The following is a 21317-nucleotide window of genomic DNA, read 5'->3' as shown; positions in this document are numbered from 1 at the left end:
ACAGAGCGCAGCATGGAGGATTTCGTGTTGAAAACACGCATCACAGAGCAGTACGGACTAAAGGTTCCGTTCATCAACGCCGGCATGGCATTCATTGCCACCGCGCCTCTGGTGCGGGCGGTGTGCAAGGCGGGCGGCATGGGAATGCTGGGTGCTGCTGCAATGCCGCCCGACGTGCTGCAGGCGGCGATCCGCGATATCAAAGCAGCAGACCCCGCGTGCTTCGGGGTCGATATCATTGCACGGTTCAGCGGGATGGAGCACATTGAGGTGTGCGTCACGGAGAAGGTGCCGGTCGTAGTGTTCTTTTGGGATGACGCGCCGGACGAATGGCTTTCGCGTTTGCGGACGGCCGGCAGTCACATCTGGTTTCAAGTCGGCAGCGTGGACGAAGCGAAAGCCGCTCTCCGACGCGGGGCCCAGGGGCTCGTCGTGCAAGGCAGCGAGGCCGGCGGCCACAACCGCGCCACCGCGGCAACGTTCTCACTGCTCCCCGCAGTCATCGACGCTGTTCCTTCCGTGCCCGTCGTCGCTGCGGGCGGCATTGCCGATGGTCGGACCGTAGCCGCCGCGCTGGCACTCGGCGCCGACGCGGTCTGGGTGGGGACTCGCCTGGTCGCGAGCTTCGAAGCCTATGCCCATCCGCAGTACAAGGACCGGATCGTCGCTGCTGGCGTCGAGGATACTGCTCGCCATCTGATCTTCGGTCCGGAATTCCCCGATGCTTCGACCCGCGGGTTGCGCAACCGCATCGTGCGGGAATGGGAACGGCGTGACGATCCGCCGCCATACCTTTCCGTTCCGGATTCGGAGCTTCCGGTGATTGGCCAGGCCCGTCTTTATGGACAGGAGTTTCCCATGAAGCGGTTTTGCGGATTTCCGCCAACTCCAGAGTTCACAGGCGACCTCGAAGAGATGAGCCTGCTGGCCGGTGAATCGGTCGGTCAGACCACGCGACTGATGAACGCCGCCGGCATTATCGATGAGATGATAAGCGGTGCCGAAGCGGTGATCAGGAAGCGACTCGGACCGATGGTCGTTGACTAGTCAGGAACGAAGACGATGGGGCCTGGCTGGCGGCGATAACCGTGCGCCGACTTGGGGAAGTCCGTGTTGGGTCAATCGCGTCGTTTTGACTGTAGTCCGGCCACTTCCGGTCTACGCCAATCAACGGACATCGCCAGACCGGCCCGGCATGTCGGGTTGGTGCCAGGAGCCGACCTTCTGGCCGAGCGACTGGACTCAGGGTAGGTTGACCCCGACGATGATTCGGGGGGGCCGGATGGGCGTTCAAACCAACAGAGGTCATCAACCCACGCGGCGCGAGTTCCTCCTTCTCTCTGGGGCCGCTCTGGCGATGGCCCGGCCTGCATTCGCGGATCGACAGAAGCCGAAGATCGGCTATCTGAGCTGGTTTCCGGAATCGATGAAAGACGATCTGGACCGCTTCCGTGAAGGGATGGAAAAAGTCGGATACACCGAACCAGACTACGAGCTCGAAGCCTATTTCACCGGCGGAAACCCGCAATCGACCCGGGATATCGCTCGCAAGCTGATCGAGGAGCCGGTCGACGTTATCGTTGCCGTTGCAACTCCAGCGGTTCATATCGTCAAGGCAGCGACACAGACGATACCGATCGTGATGTTTAGCGCCAATGCGCTCGCCACCGGCCTCGTGCCGAGCCTATCGTATCCCGGTGGTAATCTGACGGGCGTCTCCCTGTTGCTGACCGACACGGCGGGAAAGCGGCTGGAATTTCTCCGCCAGATCGAGCCCGGTCTGCACACTGCTGCCTTTCTCGGCTCCACCAAGGACCCCAACACGGTCAATTTCGTAAAGCAAACCCAGATGGCGGCCGACGAGCTCGGCGTCAAGCTGGCGGTCAAGCTGGTCGACGGGCCGCAGGCGATCGGCCAACCGATATTCGAGGCAATGAAGGCCGACGGCAGTCAGGCCATCATCGCTCAGCCGATCTTCGTCGGATATCAGGACGAGATCGTCGCGATGGCGATGAAGGATCGGTTGCCGGTGATTTCGGACTGGGCGGCGTTTGCCAAGGCCGGTGCCTTGTTCACCTACGGCGCCCGACAAGCAGCGGGGATGCGGCGCACGGCATATTATGTCGATCGCATTCTCAAAGGTACGAAACCTGCCGATCTGCCGGTCGAGCAGCCGACGGAGTTCGAGCTGATCATCAATTTGAAGACCGCCAAGGCCCTAGGCCTGAACGTGCCACAATCGCTGCTCGTACGCGCCGACGACATTATCGAATAAGAGTAACTGAGCCATTGAGCCCGGTCACCTAGCCGCCAAGGCTCGGTCGTGCCCAGCGGCTGCTTCGGGGCTCGCGCCTCGCGAACGTCGCCTTCGGGTCCATTGCGTCGTTTCGACCGTGGTTCGGCCACTTCCGATCTGCCCCTATGAACGGACATAGTCAGACCGCCCCGGCATGTCGGAAAAGTGCCACAACCGGACTCTTGCGCCGCAGCAAACGGGCCTACTCAATCACCTCGTCGGCGCAAGCAATGACCAACGTTGGGATTGCGAGCCCAAGGGCTTTAGCGGCTCTGAGATTGATGACCAGCTCGAACTTCGTTGGCTGCTCAACCGGTAGATCGGCTGGTCTGGCACCTCCAGAAGCGGTGCTTATCGCAGACCGATCACGTCAGCCGTTGAACTCGTCAACGAGCCGGTTGAACTTCTCGGGGTTCTCCATGAACATGAAATGCGCACCGCCCTCATTCTCCTCGAAGATTTCGGTCTTCGCGCCCTTGATTTGTTTTCCGATCCAGACCTGAGACTTCCAAGGAACAAGGCTCGCTTTGCCGCCCACAACAAGAGTTGGGATGTTGATCGCTGGAATGAGGTCTCGCCAATCGTTGGTGGCATGATCGAACAGCAAGCGTGCCGCATATTCTCGTGGAAACTTTAAGTTCTCCTGGATTACCCAGTTTACTGCGTCCACGGGGTACTGCTTGGTGAACATGCCGCGGATGAACCCCTCCGTGGTCTTCACGCCGTCGGGCCCCGCGAGCGCATTGACATTATCAAATAGCGACTTGCCGTCAAAAATCGCGCCAGCGTCCTCCAACTCTTGTGGTGACCACCCGGGGTTACTCGTAATCATAGGCATCTGATCGACCAGAATGAGCTTCGACAGGCGGTCGCTGCCGTACTGTTCCCAATAGCCCCATATTACCGAGCACCCCATAGAGTGGCCCGCCAAGGTCACCCCGCCTAGATTGTTCGCCAATAGGAAGTCGTGGACGTCCGCTGACAATCGTTGAATGCGGTACCCATGGTTGGGCTTTGCGGACTCTCCATGACCACGCATGTCGAGGGCATAGACGTGGTATTTGTCGCTTAGGCCAGTCAGCTGATACTTGAACTCCATCGCCGACTGCGACCAACCCGGAATCATCACCAAGGGTTTGCCCGAGCCGGCCTCCAAATAGTGCAACTTGACGCCGTCATTAGTCGTGAACCATCCCTCCTTAAAGGTCGGTTCAGCGGCGATCGCTAGGCATGGTGCAACAATCAGTCCCAATAGCAGAATCGCTTGCGACACGGCTTTCATGCGCATGAACGATTCCTCCCTTGGTAGTTGGTCCGACTGGTCCGACTTCTCGAGCCGTCGACCTTGCGATGTGCTACACTTTATATCGACCACGTCACCGCTTTTAAGACTTGGAATTATTACACATTAAGCACTACGCCTCGTACCTGCGCTTGTGGCAGGTCATATTTGTGCTTCCTGGCCTTGCGCTCTTGCGCTGCCGCCCGATGCGATGCATCGCGACAGCACGAATGCAACACCTCCAATAACTCGCGCGCCCCGCCGAGATGCAATTGATATAGATCAAGCTTTTTGCCTTTCCCTCGAAGCTACTGAATGACCGCTCTGGGTCAGACTCAGACCTCGGGCCGCGTCTGAGCTAGGTCCGTTCATCCCCCAATAGCGGACATGCGGGCACTTCGGCAGCAGGACCGTTTCGTGCCAAAAACGGACTCGTGCACCGCAGCAAGTATCGTCGTTATTTCGATCACCTCGTCGGCGCGCCGGGCGTTCGAGACTGGCCTTTCGCCGCGCTTGCTTCAATCTCTCGGATAGCGGCGCTTAGGGCTTCACCCTCCGCTCCGGTCCCCGAGTTCAGCTCGATCTGATTCTTCTGCCGGCATGACCCGCGCGAGATGGACCGCTCTAACAACCGCTTCCACCGTTCGGGCTATCGTTTGTATTTGGCACACACGAAAGAGGCCGGGGACGCCCGGCCTCCAGTTTGGTGATCCTTTTCCGGATTAGGACTGGATCATGTCTTCTACCGTGCGACGGACGGCAAGCCTCGCCAGCGGGTCTAGTCCCGAGCTAGCTTCTTGTCTTCGTCGTGGTCGTGATCGTCGTCTCGGTCACGGACCTTGTGTTGATAGACAGCAACGCATCCGTTGCTGGTGCCGCAGATACCGGCACCCACGGTCGTCGTGTCGCCGCCGGAGCCGACCACCGCGACGGGCGCCACTTGGCCGACGAATATTCGATTGCGCCTGGAGTCGGCCGCCACCGAATGCGAGCCCACCGACTGCGGGATCTTCTCGATCAAGAGGTTCGTGTTGGCGTCGATGACGCCGAGCACGGGCGTCTGCTGATTCGCCGCCGGACAGGGCGTGCCCGGTATCGTGCAATCCCGGGCGGCCCCGACATAGTAGCGCTGATCGCCCTTGTTGAACCAGACCTCATCGGAGCCGGTGATGTGAATGACGGGGGTCTGCTCCTTGGTCTTGGCATTAATCACCAACGTCGTCGTGTCGCTCGGGCTGTTCTGCGGGGTGCAGCCCAGCAACAGATTGTCGTCCGGTCCGACCGTGGCGCCGTTTGGGTTGCAGGCGTGGAGCAGGACCACCCCGGTGTTGGTGGCCGGATTGAATGCCCCTTGGACCGCGGTTGGCGCGGTCGGATCGATCACAAGCAGACCGCCGTCGCAGGTGATCGGTCCAGCATTCCCGTTGAAATTGCAACCCTGCGGGTTGTTTTTGACGATCGGAAGCGACGTATAGAACCGCCTGGTCTTGCGATCCCAGGCCGGCTGTTCCATCGACAGCCCGAAGCCTGCAGGCAGGATCGTGGGATCAATCGCGGTCGTGATGATCTTGCTGGTATGGTCGGTGGCATCGTCGCCATTCACCGCAAACAGCGTTGCAAATGGAGGATCCTCCGCATTGTTGGCGGCAAGCAGCAGCTCGCCGTCCGTCGTCAATGCCATTTCGTCGACCCGCGTCGTACCGCCGGTGCTGATGGTCCGTTTTAGGGCGAGCGCAGGCGGCGCATCAAGGTCGAAGATCTTGAGGGTGCTGTTGCCGTCGCCCGCATAGAGCCACCTGCCGTGCGTGGCGACGCCGTCCGGTCCCGAGTGATTGCTGTCCACGTTGCCGTTCTTGAGCGCAACCCCGGAGAAACCGCCGAGGAACCTCTTAAATTTCAAAGTCTCCGTGTCGATGATATCGATTGCCGAGTTCGAACGATCGGCAAGATAGAATTCGGCTCGATCGGGATTGACGAAGCTGATGTCGAACGACCGCAGCGGGTTTCCGGGGATGGAAACGGCCGTCAGGCATCTGGTTTGGGTTGTGAGTGGTTGGGCAAAGGTGCAGTCCGCTGCCACGGCATCCGTCGGCGCCAGCGACACTGCTCCAAACAAGACAACCGGGATCGCGCCGGACAGACACATCAATAACCAGCTATAAGTCCTCATTGAGTTTCTCCTCTAGTTTTTTCAAATTCTTGTAGTGTTCAAATTTACATCCCGGTTTGCAACAAGCGTGCAACGTTCTTGAGACAGCCGGAGCGAAATTGCTGCGCGCGATCTGCGGATTTGGATGTTCGGCACAGAGCGACGATCCGAGATCATCTCCTCGCTCCTCGATAAATTATTGAGATTACAACGACAGCGGCCAATGTCCGGGTTGGGTCATTTTCGTACTTTAGCGCGGTCTGAAATGATGTCCGTTCTGCCCTGACAAGCCGACATTGCCGAACCCGAACAACCCCGCGGGTCGACCAGCGACAGCGTGCAGGATAATTGGAGCGACGTGCCCGCCGAACTCGCAGACCGAAGACGGAAGCGATACCCATCATGTTGTGGACGACCGCGACGGGTTTCGCGAAGCGCTCAACCATCCCGCGATCTGTTGCCTGACGGGCAAATCAGCGACCCGCCTGTCATTTGGATGTCCAGCCCCTTTTGCAAAAAAATTCGGCTTTTCCGAAGACACAAATCACCGCTATATCTGTCGTTGTCTCATCCCACATGAGGGGCGTATCGCGATCGTCACGGACGCGGGGTGAGATGCGGTGGACGCGGCAGCGTTAGGCGTGCGATGGGATCGCAGGGCGGATTGCTCTCCGTGAGCGATATCCGGCACGCAAGACGAACGACGCTGATGCGTACGGCGAAGGCGTGTGGTCCTGGCACCCGTTGCTGGTGTCAAGTCGGCGGAGGTTTTGCGAATCCAACCGGGTTCGACAACGCCTTAATCCGCCGATGACGGTGGCAAAAGGAACTCGTCACCGGGGAGAGCGCGTTATAAGCCGTAAAACCATTGCGTGCGGGAATGCCGGGTGATTTCCGGTGGCTCGCTGTGAATACTCGTGTGCATACTTGTTAACAATAGCGCACACGAGGCTGCGGGTGCATCGGGCGCCCGGCATTCCCCACGCCCTCTGTTTTCAGGGCGGAGATTTCCTGCAAACCTCGGGCGCATCGCGCCGCGAGAATGCAAAACTGCGTCGGCAACACTCCAAGTGTCATCGCCCGCCACCGGGTTGGCGCGCCGCGCTACCCGCCGCCGAAGGCGTCCGCCTCTTCACCCGCTTGATGGTGCCGGAGAACGTGAACAGCGACCGCTCTTCGGATTTCAGGATGCCGCGCAAAAAGATCATCGAGCCTCCCGCGCGGGTGATTTCGCCAAAACCCTCGATCAATTCGCCCTCGCGCGCGGCGTCGAGGAATTCGCAAGCAAACGAGACCGTCACGGCCGGCCCGCCGAGAATGGGCGCAGCGGTCGCGAACAGGCAATAGTCCGCGAACGACATGAAAGCGCCGCCATGGACATTGCTTGCGCCATTGAGATGTTTCTTCTCGACCCGGAAGGCGCAGCGAATCCGGCCGTCCCCCTCCATCCGGTGCCAGAACGGCCCGTTGTTGGTCTCGAAATTGTCGCGGCTCCAGGTCCGCCAGCCCCGAAATTCGCCTTCGGTGCCGACGTGCAGGTCAGGACGGTTGAGGAATGCACTTTTGGTCAGGTCGTCCACGCGGTTTGGCCCTTCTTTTCAGCTATTTTGACCTTAAATCCGATCCTCCGGCGAAGCGCAAACCGCTCTCACGCATCTTGCGCCCGCAAAGCTCTGGACAGCCCCGGATGACCCCGTAAAAGGCCTTTTCCAGCCGATCCGATCTCCCTAATAAGGGACCTCACGCGCATAAGCAGTCTCATGAACCAGCCGCAAATCACTCCCGAGCTCGTTGCCAGCCACGGCCTCAAGCCGGACGAATATGAGCGCATTCTCAAGCTGATCGGGAGGGTGCCGAGTTTCACGGAGCTCGGGATTTTTTCGGCGATGTGGAACGAGCACTGCTCGTACAAATCCTCGCGGCTGCATTTGCGGGGATTGCCGACCAAGGCGCCCTGGGTGATCCAGGGGCCGGGCGAGAATGCCGGCGTGATCGACATCGGAGACGGCCAGGCGGTCGTGTTCAAGATGGAGAGCCACAACCATCCGAGCTACATCGAGCCCTATCAGGGCGCGACCACCGGCGTCGGCGGCATTTTGCGCGATGTTTTTACCATGGGCGCGCGGCCGATTGCCTGCCTCAATGCGCTGAGCTTCGGGGCGCCGGAACATCCCAAAACCAGGCATCTCGTCTCGGGCGTCGTCGCCGGTGTCGGCGGCTACGGCAATTCGTTCGGCGTGCCGACGGTCGGCGGGCAGGTGCGCTTCCACAACCGCTATGACGGCAATATCCTGGTCAATGCGATGGCGGTCGGGCTGGCCGACACCGACAAGATCTTTTACGCCGCGGCCTCCGGCGTGAACATGCCGATCGTTTATCTCGGTTCCAAGACCGGCCGCGACGGCATTCACGGCGCCTCGATGGCGTCGGCCGAATTCGACGACGACTCGGCCGAGAAGCGGCCGACCGTGCAGGTCGGCGATCCCTTCGCGGAAAAGCTGCTGCTCGAAGCCTGCCTCGAAATCATGGAAGCTGATTGCGTGATCGCGATCCAGGACATGGGCGCGGCGGGGCTGACGTGCTCGGCGGTGGAGATGGGCGCCAAGGGCGATCTCGGCGTCGATCTCGATCTCGATGCGGTGCCGACGCGTGAAACCGGCATGAGCGCCTACGAGATGATGCTCTCGGAAAGCCAGGAGCGCATGCTCATGGTGCTCAAGCCCGAGAAGGAAAAAGAAGCCGAGGCGATCTTCCGGAAATGGGGGCTGGATTTTGCCGTGGTCGGCTACACCACGCCGAGCAAGCGTTTTGTCGTCAAGCATGGCGGCGACGTCATGGCCGATTTGCCGATCAAGGAACTGGGCGACGAGGCGCCGCTGTACGACCGGCCGCATGTGGCCTCGCCGCTGCTGCCGGTGATCCACGCGCGCGACATAAAGCCGCCGATCGGGATCATGCCGGCGCTGGAAAAGCTGATCGCGACGCCGGAGCTGTGCTCGAAGCGCTGGGTGTGGGAGCAATACGACCACGTCATCTTGGGCAATACCGTGCAGCGTCCCGGCGGCGACGCCGCCGTGGTGCGGGTGCAGGACGGCCCGAAGGGGCTGGCGCTGACGGTGGACGTGACGCCGCGTTATTGCGAGGCCGATCCTTATCAGGGCGGCATGCAGGCGGTGGCGGAAGCCTGGCGCAACATCACGGCCGTCGGCGGCCGGCCGCTGGCGATCACCGACAATCTCAATTTCGGCAATCCGGAGCGGCCGGAAATCATGGGCCAGTTCGTCGGCTGCCTGAAGGGCATCTCGGAGGCCTGTCGCGCGCTCGACTTCCCGGTCGTGTCCGGCAACGTCTCGCTCTACAACGAGACCAACGGCCGCGGCATCCTGCCGACGCCATCGATCGGCGGCGTCGGGCTGCTCGACGATTTCACCAAATCCGCGACATTGGCGTTCAAGGCCGAGGACGAGGCGATCCTGTTGATCGGCGAAACCCACGGCTGGCTCGGGCAGTCGGTCTATCTGCGCGACATCTGCGGCCGCGAAGAGGGCGCGCCGCCGCCGGTCGATCTCGCCGCCGAGAAGCGCAACGGCTGCGTGGTGCGCGGCATGATCCACGCCGGCACCGCGACATCAGCACATGACCTGTCCGACGGCGGCCTGTTGATCGCATTGGCCGAGATGGCGATCTCGGGCGGGATCGGCGCCCAGCTATTGGCGGCGCCGGGAGAGATCGTGCCGCACGCCTGGTGGTTCGGCGAGGACCAGGCGCGCTACATCGTGACGGTGCCCGCGGCCGAGTCCGGCCGGGTGCTGGCGAAAATGAGGGGTGCCGGCGTGCCCTGTGCCCGCATCGGCACCACCGGAGGGGATGCGATCAGGATTGCCGGACAGACTCCGGTGTCGATTACGTCGCTCAGGGCCGGCTTCGAGAGCTGGTTTCCCGAATACATGAGTGGTGGCGTTGCCTAAGAATCCGTCATTCCGGGATGGTGCGTTAGCACCAGACCCGGAATCTCGAGATTCCGGGTTCGATGCTTCGCATCGCCCCGGAATGACAACTTAATGCTCACAGCACATGCGTTGCGCCCGGAATCCGGCGCAACGCCGCCGTCACGGCCCAGCTCAACGCGACGGTCAGCACGAACGCGACCGCCGCCTTGACGATGGCGGGCACGTCGAAATCGAACAGCCAGTATTGCAGCCAGAGCACGATCGGATAATGCACCAGAAACATGCCGTAAGCGTCATTCTGCATCGGATCGAGTATGCTCCAGCCCGATTGTCTGAACCTGAGGAAAAATGCCAGGATCGCGAATAAGATGGCCGCGCTGAAGGCGACGAAGAAGACGCCGTAGCTTGCCTCGTACCAGTGCGGCAACACCGGGGGATTCCCCAATATTCCGCGCTTGATGTAGATCAGCACCCACATCAGGCAATACGGAACAAGCGTCGCGATCACCCAGCCCCAGCCGCTTTTCGCCAACCGTCCGTCCGCACTCAGAATTCCACGGTTGAAATGCGCCGCGCCCACACCGGCCCCGATGAAAAAGTAGGCCGCATACAACAGCACGCGGCTGGCCTGGACGGAGAACGGCCCGAATTCGAACCACTTGCTCGGTCCGAAGTAGACCCGCGCCGGAACATAGAGGAGGGCGGTGACCGCCACGAGAAACAGGTAGAACTCGGCCGGCCGGTCATAGCCTCGCAGCGACATGCGATTGATCGGATCGAGCAGCCGGGATGAGAGCCGATACAGCAGGCTGGCGGTAAGATCGAAAGCCAGCAACACCCAGACGAACCATATCGGGCCGCTTGGCCACGGTCCCACCGTGACCGTCTTCCACCAGAATGCGGCGAAGCTGACGTCGGGATGCTGGCGTAGCTCGATGGCGTAATAGGCAATCGGTATGATCGTGAGCGCCGCTATCGCGAAGGGCAGGCCGAGCCGGAGCAAGCGATCGCGAAGAAAGACCTGCGGCGACTTGCGAGCAAGGCTTGGCCAGACGAACAATCCGGACAGAAAAAAGAACATCGCCATGAAGAAGCTGTCGGTGGCGAGAACGACGCAGTCAAAGCCGATCCACGACTTGGGGTCGGTATGACCGTAGTAAGTGTAGGGAATGACGGCATGGTGGAGGAGAACCACCAGGGTCAGGAACGTGCGCGTGCGATCGAGCGCGGCGTTGCGCGTCTTGGCTTTTGGTACCGCCTGAATTGCGGCTGACGCCACTGAACTGGAAATTGACATTATACGCCGCCCGGCAGGCTGAAAGCCACGATGTTGCCGCCGCCAACCCGATTCAGCAAGGCCTAATGATCAAATCGCGTAACGCCGAACGCGATGCAGCATGCCAAGCGCGGGAACGGGGCGATTCGCCAAGCGTTGATGTGGCGCATTCAGTTTGGAGGCCATCATGCGGCGCAGACTGCAGCTTTCTGCGCTCGTCGCGATCTCCCTCATCGGCGCGAGCGCCTCCGCATTTGCCCAAGGGAATGGCGCGGCGATAGCTACTTCTCCCGGCGCCGTCCCTCCCCAAAATACCGGTTCGGCCAGCATTGTTTCCGCTCCCGGCGGATCGTCGACCACGACCACCGGCATGGGTAGCACTGCCGGCCCGCCCACCAATCCGAATACCGGCGTCCATCCACCGGATGCCCCCAGCACGTCTCCCGCGGACAATGTCGGGGCTGGATCGGTGCCGAGCGGCCTGCGGGACGATCCGGCCCATCCGGGTATCCCCACCATCGTCGGTCATTGATGGAAATCGTTCAACACCCGCCGGACGCCGGTCGGTCGGCCCTCCGGTCGCGCGGGAACCAGTTCCATCGCCCGCGGTTAGATCAGCGATTTCGCGAGGGCGATCGATCCCGCGGCGGGAAAATTGGAGGAACCGGCGAATGACAATCCTGAAATGGGCGCTGATTTTCTTTCTGGTATCGATCGTCGCCGGCATCCTCGGCTTCACCGGGATTTCGGCGGCGTCTGCTGACGTCGCGCGTTTCCTGTTTTACGTTTTCGTCGTGATCTTCCTGGTCCTGCTGATCCTGGGACTGACGATTTTCAGGGTGTAGGGCGCAACCAGACCCTTCCTCCATTGCATAGCGAGAAGCAATCCAGCCTTCCTTTGTGGTTCTGGATTGCTTCGGTTGCGCGGGCAACACGTAATCAGCCCACTTCCTCGATCTTCACCTTGTCCGGGTAGAACGCCAGATGGCCGGAGATTTCCGCCATCGCCGGAAACGGCGTCTCATAGGTCCAGATCGAATTTTCGATGGTCTTGCCGTCGGCGAGGATGCTGAAATAATTTGCATCGCCCTTGTAGGGGCAGTGCGTGACCCGGCCGGTACGCGCTAGCAGCGCCATATTGGCGTCCTGGCGCGGCACATATTGCACGGCCGGGTAGCTCGCTTCCTTCAGGGTCAAGGCGTGCGTGGTGTCGGCGATGACGACGCCGTCAGCGGAAACACGGATGCGTTTCGGGTTCGCGGTAATGGTGATCGGGTGGTCGGGACCGGGGAGTTTCATGGTCAGCCCTCGTTTGGGTCAGCCCGTTGTGATCGTGAGATTCGATCCAGCGGCTTTGCAGGGATTGGGCGGCAAATATAGTGCGACAAGGCGTGACGTAGAAGGGTCCGCGCGCTAAGTTCGGGGGGCTGCCGCTGGTTGAGCCGGCGGCGGCTCGAACCGCCGGATTGGAGAAATACTGGATGCCGATGGACGCCCACGATATCGAATCGATGATCAAGGCAGCCATTCCCGACGCCGAGGTGACGATCCGCGATCTCGCCGGGGACGGCGACCACTATGCGGCGACCGTGATCTCGGAGTCGTTCCGCGGCAAATCCCGGGTTCAGCAGCACCAGATCGTCTATCAATCGCTGCAGGGACAGATGGGCGGGGTGCTTCACGCGCTGGCGCTGCAGACCGGGGTGCCTGGCGGACCTGGGGCGCCGGGGCGCTGACGAGGATCCGGCGGGGCAAGGGGCGCCATGGCGGCGGACAATCAACGCGGCGCGCTGTTTCGCCCCTTGGTGCCGAACCAGCACAGCCGCGTCACCTACGCGGAGTTGTTTTTCGATCTGGTGTTCGTTTTCGCGGTCACCCAGATATCGCACACGCTGCTCGGCCGCTTCACCCCGCTGGAGGCGTTGCAGACGACTCTGTTGTTTCTGGCTGTGTGGTGGGTGTGGGTCTACACCGCCTGGATCACCAACTGGCTCAATCCCGAACTCACGCCGGTGCGCGTGCTGCTGTTTTCGCTGATGCTCGGCGGGCTCGTGCTCTCGACCTCGATTCCAAAAGCCTTCGAATCGAGGGGACTGTGGTTCGCACTTGCCTACGCCGCGATGCAGGTCGGGCGGACCACCTTTCTGCTGGCGTCGGTCCCGCGAACGCAGCCTCCGATCCGGATGAATGCGATTCGCATTTTGATCTGGCTGTCCACGTCGGCGGTGTTTTGGATATTAGGCGGCCTTGCGGAAGGCCATTCGCGGCTGGCCTTTTGGGCGGTGGCGCTGGCCATCGAATATCTCTCGCCGGCGGCGCGGTTCTGGATACCGAAATATGGCGCGTCTTCGATCGAAGACTGGGCGGTCGAAGGCGGTCATATGGCGGAGCGCTGTGCCGGGTTCATCATTATCGCGCTCGGCGAATCCATCGTCGTGACCGGTGCGACCTTTGCCGATCTGGCCTGGACCACCGAAACGGTCAGCGCGTTCGTGTCGGCCTTTGTCGCCGCGATCGCGATGTGGTGGATCTATTTCCACAAGGGCGCCGAAGCGGGCTCCGAGCAGATTTCAAGATCCACCGAACCGGGGCGGCTGGCGAGGCTGGCCTATACCTACCTGCATCTGCCGATCGTCGCCGGCATCATTCTCTCGGCGGTCGCCGATGAATTGGTGCTGACACATCCAGCCGACCATTCCGACCTGAAGACGGTCTTGAGTGCGATCGGCGGGCCCCTGCTGTTTCTGGTCGGAACCATCCTGTTCAAGCACACCATCCGGGGCTGGCTTCAACTTTCCCACTGCGCCGGCATTGTCGTGCTTGCCATTCTGGCCTGGTTCGCCGCCGAGTTGTCGCCCTTGATGCTGTCGATCCTGACCACCGCGATCATGATCATGGTCGCGGCGTGGGAATCGATTTCGCTGCGATCCGCCGCAGCCGCGCCTCAGTCCGAGGCCACCAGCGCGTGAACCGAGAACATGCCGGCGGCGTCCGTCCACGACTTCAGCGGCTTCCAGCCTGAACCGCGCGCCAGCGCCGTGAAGCGATCGAGGCTGTATTTATAGCTGCACTCGGTGTGAATGCTTTCGCCGGCGCGGAATGAGAAGCTCCGGGCCAGCACGCGCACGCTCTGCGCCTTGCGGCTGATCAGGTGCATTTCGATGCGGTGGCGCTCGCGATTGTAGATCGCGCGATGGGTGAACGCGCTCAAGTCGAAATTGCCGCCCAGTTCGCGGTTGATGCGATGGAGCACATTGAGGTTGAAGCGCGCGGTGACACCGGCGGCATCATTATAAGCCTCGTATAGTACGCGCTCGTCTTTTTCGAGGTCGACCCCGATCACCATCAGCGCGCCCTGGCCCAGGATATCGCGGGCGCTGCGCAGGAAAGCGCAGGCTTCGTGCGGCTCGAAATTGCCGAGCGTCGATCCCGGGAAAAATCCGACCTTCGGCATGGCGGCAATGGCCTCGGGCAGCGCGAACGGCGCGGTGAAATCCGCCGTGACGGGGTAGACGTCGAGACCCGGAAAATCCCGGCGCAGCGCCTCGGCCTGCCCCTTGAGGAAATCACCGGAAATATCGACGGGAATGTAGGCACTGAGCGCGCATTCGTTCAGCAGCAGGCGGACTTTTGTGGTGGCGCCGGCGCCGAATTCCACAAGGGCTGCGCCTTTCGGGACGATCACCGATATTTCGCGGCCCCGATCGCGCAGGATGCCGAGTTCGGTGCGCGTCGGGTAATACTCCGGCAGCAGCGTGATCTGTTCGAACAGTTCTGACCCGGCAGCGTCGTAAAAATACTTCGGCGCCAGCCGTTTCGGATGCTGCGCCAAACCATCCAGCACGTCGCCGGCAAATGCCGTGGTTTGTTCATCGAAACGTTGCGCCTTACCCAACGCGGCGGCGTGCACATTCATGATAGTCTCCTGAGCGCGCTTTCCGGCGCGCTTGAATTCGAGAAAAAATCAGGTGGCGTAGTCGGCGAGGCGCAGTCCCGTGAATTGCCAGCGATGGTGTGGATAAAAGAAGTTGCGATAGGTGATACGGCTATGCCCGTCGGGAGTTGCAAGCGAGGAGCCGCGCAGCACCAACTGGTTGACCATGAACTTGCCGTTGTATTCGCCGAGCGCGCCCTCGATCGCGCGGTAGCCGGGGTAGGGGGCGTAGGCGCTCCGGGTCCACTGCCACACGATCCCGAACGCATCGTTGAGATGGCCGGCGCGGGCGGCGACTTCCCATTCCATTTCGGTCGGCAAATGCTTGCCGCTCCAGCGCGCGAAGGCGTCGGCCTCATAATAGCTGACGTGACAAACCGCGGCTGATGGATCAACCGGCTTCAATCCGCCCAGCGTCATGACCTGCCACTCGCCATCGACCTCACGCCAGTGGCCGGGCGCCTGCCATTGTTCGTTGCCGACCACCGCGAAGCCGTCCATGAGCCAGAGCGTGGGGCTGCGGTAGCCGCCGTCGGCCATGAACGCCAGCCATTCGGCGTTGGTGACGAGGTTGCGCGCCAGCCTGACCGGTCCCACCAGCGCGCGGTGCGCCGGCTTCTCGTTGTCGAAATGGAAAGTTTCGCTGGCATGTCCGATGCTGTGGATGCCCTCGTTGAGCGTGACCCACGCCTCGCCGGTTCGCGTCGCAGCGGGAAATTTCCACCTGGGATCGTAGGCCGGTGCAATCGGGTTTTGCGCAAAGGCATGCAGGATGTCGGTCAGCATCAATTCCTGATGCTGCTGTTCGTGATTGAGACCGACTTCGACCAGCGGCGCGATCGCCGCCAGTTCGTCCTCATCCGCCTCATGAAAGAATTTCACGATCGCCGAGTCGACGTGCCGGCGATAGGCGGTAACCTCATCGGCGCCAGGACGGGTCAGGTGGCCGCGCTGGTGGCGGGCGTGCCGCGGTCCGGCGCTGACGTAGTAGGAATTGAACAGATATGCGTAATCCGGGTGAAAGGGCTTGTAGCCTTCGCAGTGTTCGCCGAGCAGGAATTGCTCGAAGAACCAGGTGGTATGGGCGCGGTGCCATTTCGCCGGGCTTGCGTCCGGCATCGACTGGATCAACTGGTCCTCTGATGTCAGGGGGGCGGCGCGGCTTTCGGTCTCATTTCGGACCGTCAGGAAGGCTTCCACCAAATTCTGGGCCAGACTGCCGGAATCGGAAAATAATGACGGGCAAGGGGCGGCGAGCGTGGCCGCAGCGGATGCTGGTTTCGTCACGGTGATCTCCGGTTCGGGAGAGAACGTTGCTCTGCCGTACCGGTTCCCCCGGAATGGCCTGTCCTAGATAAGGGCTTCCGTCAGGGATAAAAGCCTCCCGAGCCTATCATGATACTGCCCGCCGGCTATGGTCGCCCCTCCGACATCCGGACCGATTCAGGCCGGCGCATGCCAGTTCCCCGCCATTTTACTTTGGATGCACAACGGTTTGGGCTACATATATGGGTGTCGGGGTTAACGGGCTGACGGCGGCCCGAAAGGCTTTGCCGCAGAAGGACGCGAAATATGAGCATCGAGCAATTTATCGACAACGAAGTGAAGTCGAACGACGTCGTGCTGTTCATGAAGGGCACGCCGCAGTTTCCGCAGTGTGGTTTTTCCGGTCAGGTGGTGCAGATCCTGGATCACGTCGGGGTCGGCTATAAGGGTCTGAACGTGCTGGAATCGGCCGACCTGCGCAACGGCATCAAGACCTATTCCAACTGGCCGACCATCCCGCAGCTCTACGTCAAGGGCGAGTTCGTCGGCGGCTGCGACATCATTCGCGAGATGTTCCAGGCCGGCGAACTGCAGCAGCTGCTTGCCGACAAGGGCATTGCGGTCACCGCGGCGGCATCCGCCTGAGCCTGGCGGCGCGCCAACTCGGCTCGGTGCGGCTCGAAGTCATCGTCGCCGACATCACCAGCCTGAGCGTTGACGCCATCGTCAACGCCGCGAACACCTCGTTGCTAGGCGGTGGCGGCGTGGACGGCGCGATCCATCGCGCCGCAGGAGCGGACCTGCTGGCCGAATGCCGCACACTGCATGGCTGCGCGACCGGCGACGCCAAAATCACCAGGGGTTATCGGCTGCCGGCGTCGCATGTGATTCATGCCGTCGGCCCGGTTTGGGCTGGCGGAAACCAGGGTGAGGATGAGGCGCTGGCATCGTGCTATCGCCGCGCGCTTGAGCTGTGCCAGAGCCACAGCCTCGACTCGGTTGCGTTTCCGGCGATTTCCACCGGGGTCTATCGTTTTCCCGCCGATCGCGCGGCGCGCATCGCGGTCTCGGCCACGGTTGATGCGCTGGCGGCGGCGCGAGCGGTCACCAGCGTCATTTTCTGCTGTTTTTCCAACGACAGCGCGCTGTTGCACGCGGCGCGGGTGGCGGAATTTGGCAGCCCTTGTGCCGATTGGGCCGCCCGCTACACTCAGCGGAACAATTTCCGGGAGGGGACATGAATTCACGCCATGCGTTGCGATCGCTGATCTTTGCGGCGGTGTTGACGATCGCGGCTGCGCCGTCCCTGAGTGCGGAAGGTACCTTCGACATTCCGCCCGGGGCGCATTTCAACCCGGAGAAACTCGCGCGCGTCGGCGACTATCTGCGCGATCAGGTTGCGCAGGGCAAGATTCCCGGGGCAATCCTGCTGATCCAGCAGCACGGCAAACCGGTCTATCACGAATTCTTCGGCGTGCGCGACGTCGCGACCAAGGCGCCGATGACCGATGATACCATCTTCCGCCTGTTCTCGATGACCAAGCCGATCACCAGCGTGGTGGCGATGCAATTGATCGAAGAGGGCAAGCTCAGGCTCGACGATCCCGTCGCCAAATACATTCCGTCATTCGCCAACGCCAAGGTCGGCGTCGAAAAGAAAGCCGAGAACGGCGAGAAGGCGCTCGAACTCGTGCCGTTGAACCGGCCGATCACGATTCTGGACCTGATGACGCAGACATCCGGGATCACTTACGGTTTCTACGGCAACAGCATGGTCCGAAAGGCCTATGCCAACGCGAAGATTTATGACGGCGACTTCGACAATGCTGGGTTTGCCGAACGCATCGCGCAGCTTCCGCTGGCGGAACAGCCGGGGACGCTGTGGGACTACGGCCACTCGACCGACATCCTTGGGCGGATCATGGAAGTGGTGACAGGGAAATCCCTGCTTGGAATCGAGAAGGAAAAGCTGCTCGACCCGCTCGGCATGACCGGCACCGGCTTTTACGTCACCGATCCTGAACAGCAAAAGCTGATCGCCAAGCCGATGCCTAACGACAGCGACTTCCGGGTTGGTTTCGTGAGCAGCCCGGATGTCCCGATGAAGTGGGAATCCGGCGGCGGCGGGATGAATTCGACGCTAGCCGATCTCGCCCGCTTTTCGCAGATGCTGCTCGATGGCGGTAAATTCGGCGGCAAGCAATATCTCAATCCCAAAACGTTCGAACTGATGACCTCTGACCATATCGGGCCGAACTCGGGCGTCGGACGCGATTATTTCTATTTCCCGGGAGATGGCTTCGGCTTCGGCCTCGGTTTCGGCGTGCGGACCGATCCCGGCAATGCCAAGCCGCCGCCGGCGGGATCGCTCGGCGAGATAAAATGGGACGGCGCCAGCGGCTGCTATTTCGCGATCGACCGCAAGCAGGACATGTTTTTCGTGTTACTGGAGCAGACGCCCTCGCAGCGCCAGATTATCCAGCCCGCGGTAAAGAAACTGATCTATGAAGCGATGGAGAACTGACGGCACCACCCGCCGCGTTGCGGCGGCGCTTGCGTTTCTCGTTCTCGCGATCGTTGCCGGACGGCCAGGTGCGGTCTGCGCCGAATCGACGTTTTCCGTTTCGGCAAGCTTTTCGCCGGCGAAGCTCGAACGGGTCGGCGATTTTATCCGGCAGGAGATTGCGACCGGCAAGATCCCGGGCGCCGTGGTCCTGATTCAGCAGCACGGTCATCCCATCTATTTCGAAAGTTTCGGCGTGCGCGACGTCGAAAGCCGGCGCCCGATGACCGCGGACAGCATCTTTCGGCTTTATTCGATGTCGAAGCCGATCACATCGGTCGCCGCGATGATGCTGGTCGAGGACGGCAAGCTTTCGCTCGGCGATCCCCTTTCGAAATATATTCCGGCGTTCGCTAAAGTGAAAGTCGGTGTCGAGAAACACGATGCGAACGGAAAGCCGGACCTTGCGCTCGAACCGCTCGTGCGTCCGATCACGATCGAAGACCTGCTGCGCCACACCTCGGGCCTTACCTATGGCTTCTACGGCGACAATCCGGTGCGAAAACTCTATGCGAATTCGAATTTATTCGAGGGCGATTTCGACAACGCCCAATTCGTCGAACGCCTGGCGAAACTGCCGCTCGCCGAACAGCCGGGGACGCTGTGGGATTATGGCCACTCGACCGATGTCCTGGGCCGTGTCATCGAAGTGGTGTCGGGCCAGTCGCTGTTCGCCTTCGAGAAGCAGCGGCTGCTCGATCCCCTGGGGATGACCGACACCGCCTTCTTCGTCGCCGATCCATCGAAGCGGCCGTTGATCGCCGAGCCCTTGCCCGATGACCGCTTTGGGCGGCCGGTGGCTGGAATCAAAGACCCGACATTGCCGGGCGCTTGGGAATCCGGCGGGGCAGGGATGGTCGGTACCATCGGCGATTACGCGCGTTTTGCGCAGATGCTGCTGAACGGCGGCACCCTGGATGGCCGCCGCTACCTCAAGCCCGAGACTGTCGCCCTGATGACGTCGGATCACATCGGGCCCGAGACTAAAATCGCGCGCGACCAGTTTTATTTTCCCGGCGCCAATAGTGGCTTCGGCCTAGGTTTTGCCGTGCGCACCTCGAACGCGACAAACCCGGCATGGCCACTGGGCGAATACCGCTGGGACGGCGTCGGCGGCACCTTCTTCTTTATCGACCCGCGGGACGATATGTTCACCATCTGCATGATGCGGTCGCCGTCGCAGCGCGGACCGATCCAACAGGAGTTGAAGACGCTGATCTATGAGGCGATCGAGAGGAAAGATAGATCGTAGCGTCGATGAGCGAGATTCCGGGAATAACACACCGGGCCTTCGCTCATCCACGCTACTCGCTGATTTATCTACACGCCCCGCACAATCTCGCGCACCAGCCCGACCGTCTCCTCGATCATGTCGGCGGTGACATCGAGATGGGTGCAGGCCCTGATCCGGCCGTCCATCATGGCGAGCAGCACGCCGCGCTGACGCAAGGCATCGACCATCTTGTCGCCGGTGACTCCGGCGCCATCGGGATTAAAGAAAACGAGATTGGTTTCAGGCTGCTGCACGTCCATGCCGGAAATTTGCGATAGCCCCCGCGCCAGCGCCCGCGCGTTGGCGTGATCGTCGGCAAGGCGGTCGACATGGTGGTCAAGCGCGTAGACGCAGGCCGCAGCGCAAATGCCGGCCTGGCGCATCGAGCCGCCCAACCGCTGCTTCCAGCGCCAGATCTCGTCGATGAATTCGCGCGAGCCGGCAATCACGGCGCCGATGGGCGCGCCCAGCCCCTTGGAAAAATCGAGCCAGGCCGAATCCCATCCATCTGCCATGTCGCTTGCGCTGACGCCGGTAGCGACGCAGGCATTGAGCAGCCGCGCGCCATCCATGTGGGTGGCAAGCCCGTTCGATTTCGCGATCTGCACGATCGCATCGAGATCGGCTTTTTTCCAGATCGTGCCGCCGCCGATATTGGCTGTTTGTTCGACGCTGACCACGGTCTGCGGCGGCTGGTAGCGGGTGCGCGGGTGTAGTGCGGCGCGAAAGGTGTCGGGCGTGAATTTGCCGTCAGTGCCCGAGAGCGGAGTGATTTGAAACCCGCCGAGCGCGGCATGGGCGCCGCCTTCGCGCGCGATGATGTGTGCCGTCTCGTGCGCCAGGATTTCGTCGCCGGGCCGGCAGTGGACCAGCGTCGCCGCGACGTTGCACATGGTGCCGGAGGGCATGAACACGGCGGCCTGCTTGCCGAGCAACTCGGCCACCCGTTCGCACAGCACATTCACGGTCGGATCGTCGCCGATCTGCTCGTCGCCGACCTCGGCTCGCGCAATCGCCTCGCGCATGGCAGGCGTCGGGCGGGTCTGCGTATCCGACAACAGGTTGATGCGGACCGGCGGCTGCTTTGGGTCACGCGGAGCGGGGGTGTAGGTCATGGCGAGTCCTTTGGATTCGTCATTCCGGGATGGTCCGCAGGACCAGACCCGGAATCTCGAGATTTCCGATGTGCAATAGCACATCTGAGGTTCGTGCTTCGCACGCCCCGGAATGACATCATTTCAAACCGACATGGTGATAATCGAGCAGATCGGTCAATCCTACCCAGCAAAAAGGCCCCGGCAAAACCGGGGCCTTCGCATTCGAAAAGC

Annotated in this window: 19 protein-coding genes; 11 read left to right on the top strand and 8 right to left on the bottom strand. The window is 61.4% G+C overall.

Features of this window, described 5'->3' with window-relative positions; translation table 11 throughout:
• Positions 1 to 12: 12 nt before the first annotated feature.
• Positions 13 to 1047 carry an NAD(P)H-dependent flavin oxidoreductase gene (locus B5527_RS26480; RefSeq protein ID WP_079604164.1) on the top strand — a complete coding sequence of 345 codons (1035 nt, stop codon included), beginning with the start codon at positions 13 to 15 and terminating at the stop codon, positions 1045 to 1047.
• Positions 1048 to 1357: 310 nt separating this feature from the next.
• Complete coding sequence (locus B5527_RS26475) at positions 1358 to 2275, top strand: ABC transporter substrate-binding protein (RefSeq protein WP_172842671.1); 918 nt, start codon at positions 1358 to 1360, stop codon at positions 2273 to 2275.
• A 391-nt stretch (positions 2276 to 2666) separates the two neighbouring features.
• Here the strand turns inward: B5527_RS26475 and B5527_RS26470 are convergent, their stop codons facing one another.
• The 3 genes from B5527_RS26470 to B5527_RS26460 form a co-directional block, all read right to left on the bottom strand.
• Entirely contained in the window at positions 2667 to 3584 is a 918-nt protein-coding gene (locus tag B5527_RS26470; protein WP_172842670.1) for an alpha/beta fold hydrolase, read from the bottom strand.
• A 772-nt stretch (positions 3585 to 4356) separates the two neighbouring features.
• On the bottom strand, positions 4357 to 5748 hold the full coding sequence (locus tag B5527_RS26465; protein WP_154072537.1) for a hypothetical protein: 1392 nt from the start codon (positions 5746 to 5748) through the stop codon (positions 4357 to 4359).
• A gap of 1052 nt (positions 5749 to 6800) precedes the next feature.
• A complete protein-coding gene (locus B5527_RS26460) occupies positions 6801 to 7307 on the bottom strand; it encodes a PaaI family thioesterase (RefSeq protein WP_079604161.1) in 507 nt (168 codons plus the stop codon).
• Between the two features lie 180 nt (positions 7308 to 7487).
• Between B5527_RS26460 and purL the strand changes: the two genes are divergently transcribed.
• Positions 7488 to 9695, top strand: a complete 2208-nt coding sequence (purL, locus tag B5527_RS26455; RefSeq protein ID WP_079604160.1) for a phosphoribosylformylglycinamidine synthase subunit PurL — start codon at positions 7488 to 7490, stop codon at positions 9693 to 9695.
• Between the two features lie 97 nt (positions 9696 to 9792).
• Here purL and B5527_RS26450 read toward each other — a convergent pair whose 3' ends face one another.
• Positions 9793 to 10974, bottom strand: a complete 1182-nt coding sequence (locus tag B5527_RS26450) for an acyltransferase family protein (protein WP_079604159.1) — start codon at positions 10972 to 10974, stop codon at positions 9793 to 9795.
• A 166-nt stretch (positions 10975 to 11140) separates the two neighbouring features.
• Here B5527_RS26450 and B5527_RS44515 point away from each other — a divergent pair, with 166 nt between their 5' ends.
• Complete coding sequence (locus B5527_RS44515) at positions 11141 to 11485, top strand: hypothetical protein (protein WP_154072536.1); 345 nt, start codon at positions 11141 to 11143, stop codon at positions 11483 to 11485.
• A 139-nt stretch (positions 11486 to 11624) separates the two neighbouring features.
• Positions 11625 to 11798 (top strand): DUF1328 domain-containing protein, encoded by a 174-nt coding sequence (locus B5527_RS26440; protein WP_079604157.1) that lies wholly within the window; start codon positions 11625 to 11627, stop codon positions 11796 to 11798.
• Positions 11799 to 11892: 94 nt separating this feature from the next.
• Here B5527_RS26440 and B5527_RS26435 read toward each other — a convergent pair whose 3' ends face one another.
• Positions 11893 to 12252, bottom strand: coding sequence for a DUF427 domain-containing protein (locus B5527_RS26435; RefSeq protein ID WP_079604156.1), 360 nt, complete (start codon positions 12250 to 12252; stop codon positions 11893 to 11895).
• Positions 12253 to 12434: 182 nt separating this feature from the next.
• On the opposite strand from B5527_RS26435, the gene B5527_RS26430 reads away from it, so the two are divergent.
• Entirely contained in the window at positions 12435 to 12689 is a 255-nt protein-coding gene (locus tag B5527_RS26430) for a BolA/IbaG family iron-sulfur metabolism protein (RefSeq protein ID WP_079604155.1), read from the top strand.
• Positions 12690 to 12716: 27 nt separating this feature from the next.
• The gene (locus B5527_RS26425) at positions 12717 to 13922 is read left to right on the top strand and encodes a low temperature requirement protein A (protein ID WP_079604154.1); all 1206 of its coding nucleotides are present in this window, start codon (positions 12717 to 12719) and stop codon (positions 13920 to 13922) included.
• Here B5527_RS26425 and egtD read toward each other — a convergent pair.
• Both egtD and egtB read right to left on the bottom strand, forming a co-directional pair.
• Positions 13898 to 14869, bottom strand: a complete 972-nt coding sequence (gene egtD / locus B5527_RS26420; RefSeq protein ID WP_079604153.1) for an L-histidine N(alpha)-methyltransferase — start codon at positions 14867 to 14869, stop codon at positions 13898 to 13900. The two genes, B5527_RS26425 and egtD, sit on opposite strands and share 25 nt — an antisense overlap.
• A gap of 48 nt (positions 14870 to 14917) precedes the next feature.
• Complete coding sequence (egtB, locus tag B5527_RS26415) at positions 14918 to 16174, bottom strand: ergothioneine biosynthesis protein EgtB (protein ID WP_079604152.1); 1257 nt, start codon at positions 16172 to 16174, stop codon at positions 14918 to 14920.
• A 285-nt stretch (positions 16175 to 16459) separates the two neighbouring features.
• Between egtB and grxD the strand changes: the two genes are divergently transcribed.
• Genes grxD through B5527_RS26395 form a run of 4 tightly spaced genes read left to right on the top strand, consistent with a single transcriptional unit; the run spans position 16460 to position 19968 of the window.
• The gene (grxD, locus tag B5527_RS26410; RefSeq protein WP_079604151.1) at positions 16460 to 16798 is read left to right on the top strand and encodes a Grx4 family monothiol glutaredoxin; all 339 of its coding nucleotides are present in this window, start codon (positions 16460 to 16462) and stop codon (positions 16796 to 16798) included.
• Positions 16795 to 17394, top strand: a complete 600-nt coding sequence (locus tag B5527_RS26405) for an O-acetyl-ADP-ribose deacetylase (RefSeq protein WP_079604150.1) — start codon at positions 16795 to 16797, stop codon at positions 17392 to 17394. Before grxD ends, B5527_RS26405 begins: the two co-directional genes overlap by 4 nt.
• Entirely contained in the window at positions 17391 to 18677 is a 1287-nt protein-coding gene (locus B5527_RS26400; protein WP_079604149.1) for a serine hydrolase domain-containing protein, read from the top strand. Before B5527_RS26405 ends, B5527_RS26400 begins: the two co-directional genes overlap by 4 nt.
• On the top strand, positions 18658 to 19968 hold the full coding sequence (locus B5527_RS26395; RefSeq protein ID WP_079604148.1) for a serine hydrolase domain-containing protein: 1311 nt from the start codon (positions 18658 to 18660) through the stop codon (positions 19966 to 19968). The genes B5527_RS26400 and B5527_RS26395 overlap by 20 nt, the downstream gene beginning before the upstream one ends.
• Positions 19969 to 20036: 68 nt before the next feature.
• On the opposite strand, the gene B5527_RS26390 is transcribed toward B5527_RS26395, so the two are convergent.
• Positions 20037 to 21104, bottom strand: coding sequence for a threonine aldolase family protein (locus tag B5527_RS26390; RefSeq protein ID WP_079604147.1), 1068 nt, complete (start codon positions 21102 to 21104; stop codon positions 20037 to 20039).
• Positions 21105 to 21317 lie beyond the last annotated feature (213 nt).

This window comes from Bradyrhizobium erythrophlei, from assembly GCF_900129425.1.
Taxonomy (GTDB): domain Bacteria; phylum Pseudomonadota; class Alphaproteobacteria; order Rhizobiales; family Xanthobacteraceae; genus Bradyrhizobium; species Bradyrhizobium erythrophlei_C.
This window is presented reverse-complemented; position numbering and strand designations above follow the sequence as displayed.